Origin of the sequence: Tritonibacter sp. SIMBA_163 (genome assembly GCF_046535935.1) — a bacterium.
In the GTDB taxonomy this organism is placed as follows: domain Bacteria; phylum Pseudomonadota; class Alphaproteobacteria; order Rhodobacterales; family Rhodobacteraceae; genus Epibacterium; species Epibacterium scottomollicae.
On record NZ_JAWJBP010000049.1, the window covers coordinates 1 to 4,104 of the forward strand.

Here is a 4,104-nt window from a genome sequence, read left to right on the forward strand (position 1 = left end):
CTCTTGGCATACCCATCACAGAGCCCGTAGGATAAGTCCGTCTGGGGAAAGGGGAAGCCAGCTCAAAACCTGATTTGTGCAACAGAGCCCCAGTGATACCCAAACCTTGATTGCTAGGTGGACCACTCTCAAACGTTCACCAGATCAGACAAGTACCCATCAGTTCCGCTGAAGTAGCCGAAAACACCGTCCATGACGTCTTTCAACCGGATCAAGTCTAATCGATCCTTGGCTAGGGGCACTGGGTTGCCTTGATTATCTCTAGGGTACCTAAAAGAGAACGAGCGAGGGTCCAGGTTGCCAAACTCGGCGATAATACCTCCAACGATCCTATCAGCCTGGTCCGGATCATTTGTCCCAAACCCGTCAAGTACTTCTAGGAAATTGGGCCATAGTCTCTCAAACTCGTGTGTGTTCCAGATCGGATCAACACCAACGTGATGACCATAATGATTTATGATGTATTTGAGGTTCAACTCGAGTGCGTGCCGGTACAAGAAAACAATTGGGAAGACCAGATAATCGGCCTCGCGGAAATCGTCGATGGCCTGCTGAACAAGGGCGTCCGCCGATTTGCGATAGCCATCCCTCATCAGGAAGAAGCGCGAGAAGTCATCTGCTGCCACTTCAACCTGTTGTTGATCTTCATCTGGAAGATCAAAGGGGTCATCCCCATCATGCGGCCACCGAAAGCCGGTCCCCAATAGTTCCTCAAACCTCAGTCGTTTTGCCACTGTCTACCCCTTGCCAATCTAAAATTGATAATCACGAAACTTCGTCGCCCGTTGCTTCCGCTGAGCGCTTCTACAACGCTACATGATACTTTTATCATGCCTCGGTTGAAAAGCTACGCAATGAACGCTCACTGCGGCCCCGGCCGGAGCAAACGTCTTATTTTCGTTGGATCATTTAAAAGCTTTTGGGTTCGGACTGCGACTTCTGGCTTGGAGTGCCACCCTGTCATCACATCAACTACAGCAACCCGTTCTCTAAAATCCATGTTTCTCATGACCTCGATTTGATCAACATGTTCGAACTCTTCCCTAAAAACCGAGAACAATTTTCCAGATACAACGGTTTCACACATTGAGTATGTTAGCGTAGCTAAGTTGTCATGATATTTGTTGAGATAGTCATCTATGTCGCCAACAATAGTGCCAATTGGCTTATCCACCCCGCCTACAATGTTATTACAGAGCCAGTTCATGAAACGGGCTCGAACATTGTGTTGGTGTGAAAGAAAATCCATCCGGGTTCTATCGGTGACATCCTTCTTGCGTACATGTGCGACAACAGACGCTCTCAGTGCGTTTACTAGCTGAATGTTTTTCAGCGCAGCGAAGCACCCTAGAGCAGCAATGTCTTTTTCATTCTTGCCGAAAACCAACTTGTTTCGAGCCGTGCCTACGACGACCGCGTACGCGTAGAAGTCACAAATCATTTCGTCAATTAGGTCAGGCTCAATGTCCGCACGGGAAGGGGATAGCGTTTCGGCCTCCTGATCGGTGCCGAGCTTCCTTTTTCGACTTTCCACATTGGCGAAGTATCGGTTAACGACCTCATGCGCGGAGTGCCTCAACACAGGGCTTTTCCTTAGAACTGCGTGGTACGCCTCGTGGGTCATCAAAAAAAGCTCTTGATAGAAGACCGAAATCAACCTCTTTCGCGATTTTCTTGGCAGCTTTCTAAGCTTGTATTCTTCGTCACTGTGGATTCTAGCAAAAACAAATGCCTCCCTTGACGCTCCATAAGCTCTAAAAAACTCCGCCAGCACCTTGGAGATATAGTTCAGCGTAAACTCTGTTGAATCTGAGTCGAAAGTGAGGCGCGCGAAGTTTGAAAGCGTTTGGCCAAGGTATTGGTCATAACAAATCACGCTTATATCATTGATCTCTAGGTATTCGGATCGTCTCTCTGAAGTATAGAACACTCTCATTTCTGTGGGTGACGTGACCGAGAATAGTACAGAATCTACAATTTTTTTATGACTTTTATACATCTCGCTAGACGCCAAGTCGGGCAATGAGCGTCTCGTCGCCGCAATGTACCTATCAATCTCGTCCAAGTAGAATTATTCCTTTTCTGACAACTCTTTGATCATATTCATTGCCTCCTTTTCCGTGTTTGCATTCACTTCAACACCGTTGACCTTGACGGTGACCTGTTTCTTCGTAGCCACTTTCGCAGCCAAAACAGCAGCAATAGGTGGCGCAAGCGCTGATGCTAAGTCGACGATGAGAGTAGAAATTGTAACTCCATCGAAGCCCTCAGAACTAAATTCTTCGAACAATATTTCCGCGCCTATTAGGTCTTCCCGCACATGGATGATGTCGGATTTTTTACCCAAAAATGCTATAGTTTGCATATTTTTCCTTTCCCATTTTCGGTTTCGCCCAGTGCCCCTTAGCCGGACAGGCCATGTCTATCGTTTTTTTGGCTCATGCTACGAGAATAATGATAGCGATTGCCACGTCAAAAGACTTAATGGTTTCAAAGCGGCTATCGTCACGTGTTGCGTGTTCCGAAAATCAACAGTAGTCATCCATACAGTCCTCATAGCTCTCCCCAGTCAATTCACAAAATGTCTTCAGTGCCCCTTGGAGCGAGAAATACTGATGCTCGCTGCGATGGTAAAAGAACTCGCCATGGATCGAGATTTGCGCAACCGCCCAGTCTTTGATCGCATTAGGGCCGGGGTTGTGGGTCAAAACAACCAAGGCATCTTCGGAAAGCGAACGCTGAACGACCAAGCTTTGATAGATGTCGTTTCGTGCAAAAACCTTTCCAAAAACTAGGTTCTCCATATAAAGTTCCAGTGCGTTATCCGAAACCTCATGAGGGCATTCGGGAAACTCAGTCGGAACGCGCCAGCGAACTTGGATTACTGAAGGCGTAAGGGACTCGTACTCTTCAGGATCAGGTTCGAAATCTGCGCGCTCGTCAGTACCATACAACCACTCGCCGATTGCGCCGCCGCTTGGAACTGATCCGCTTCGCGCCCAAGTCTCGAAGCGTGATTTCGTTTTGGCAGCCTCGGCTTTCGATACAGTTCGCATCCACGAGACATCCGGAAAAGACGCGTCGCTTTGGAGCTTGGACGGATCGGCGAGAAAGGCTTCGATTGAGCCATACACCAGCTCGATGCGGCGCGCCGTGATTTCATTCAACAGAGCATTTTCCAGCCGCGTCAGCCATCTTAAATTCTCAAGTCGATTGTTCGCGCGGTTTGTGTCGATGTGATCCACAACGTGTTGTTCAGTAGGTGGTTCGCCATGAAAAGCTGAACAAACGATGCGGTGCACTGGGACACCTGCCAAATGGTAATAACCAGTTGTTTGGTTTTGGCGTCCGAAGCTCCAAGTTTTGTCCAGGGGACGGGCACGTTTTCGGTATTCGTTGAGGCGGTATACCGCACCGTTGTCGCGAACGTGATATCGTTCGCCACGATATTCCACTTCGATTTCGTTTTCGTAGACTTCCAGCAGGTGATCTTGATCGCCCACCTGTAAGTCCGTTTGATCCAATGGTTGCATCACACCCTCCAGCGCAAAGTTGTCTCGGCCTTCTCCGAACTATTCGATCCGGTGCCGTTTGTTATTGGCAGACGTGAAACTAGGCGTCAGGTGCTGCCTTTTGCTCTGAAACGCAAAGGAAGAATGTCGCTTCCATGGACGCGAAGTCAACCGTCGATTGAGACGTCATAGCCTGATGGGAACTCATGCAATATGGGCTGACTCGAGGATTGTCCCTGACGAGGCAATTCCCAGTCTCTTATCATGGACCTATGATACAGAAACTCACCACTAAATTCATCGAGACCAGAAAGCCGAACCCAGCCAAGCGGGAAGCCTTCCGTGACACAGTGGTTCCCGGCTTGGTCCTTCGTGTGAATAAGTCCGGCACCAAGACCTTCAGCTTTCACAAGCGCATAAACGGAAAAATGAAGCGACTGACCATCGGCCAGTTTGGGCCGTTTTCCCTTGACGATGCCCGGGAACGAGCACGGCAAATTCTCTATGAAGTGGAAATGGAGTGCCCCCACTGAAGTGGTCCACCTTTTGGGATAGGAATATCCCGTTTTCAGGAGGACGACGAGATGGCAGG

5 protein-coding genes are annotated in these 4,104 nt (G+C 48.9%); 1 reads left to right on the plus strand and 4 read right to left on the minus strand.

Annotation, left to right across the window (positions count from 1 at the left end; all coding sequences use genetic code 11):
• Positions 1-128: 128 nt before the first annotated feature.
• From R0J92_RS21200 to R0J92_RS21215, 4 genes are all read right to left on the minus strand, one after another.
• Positions 129-734: a hypothetical protein gene (locus R0J92_RS21200; RefSeq protein WP_411053094.1), complete on the minus strand. Its 606-nt coding sequence runs from the start codon at positions 732-734 to the stop codon at positions 129-131.
• Positions 735-862: 128 nt separating this feature from the next.
• Positions 863-2,065, minus strand: a complete 1,203-nt coding sequence (locus tag R0J92_RS21205; protein ID WP_411053095.1) for a hypothetical protein — start codon at positions 2,063-2,065, stop codon at positions 863-865.
• Positions 2,066-2,071: 6 nt separating this feature from the next.
• Positions 2,072-2,365, minus strand: a complete 294-nt coding sequence (locus R0J92_RS21210) for a hypothetical protein (protein WP_411053096.1) — start codon at positions 2,363-2,365, stop codon at positions 2,072-2,074.
• A gap of 163 nt (positions 2,366-2,528) precedes the next feature.
• A complete protein-coding gene (locus R0J92_RS21215; RefSeq protein ID WP_411053097.1) occupies positions 2,529-3,533 on the minus strand; it encodes an HNH endonuclease signature motif containing protein in 1,005 nt (334 codons plus the stop codon).
• Between the two features lie 251 nt (positions 3,534-3,784).
• Here R0J92_RS21215 and R0J92_RS21220 point away from each other — a divergent pair, with 251 nt between their 5' ends.
• The gene (locus R0J92_RS21220; RefSeq protein WP_411053098.1) at positions 3,785-4,045 is read left to right on the plus strand and encodes an Arm DNA-binding domain-containing protein; all 261 of its coding nucleotides are present in this window, start codon (positions 3,785-3,787) and stop codon (positions 4,043-4,045) included.
• The last annotated feature ends 59 nt before the right edge of the window (positions 4,046-4,104 follow it).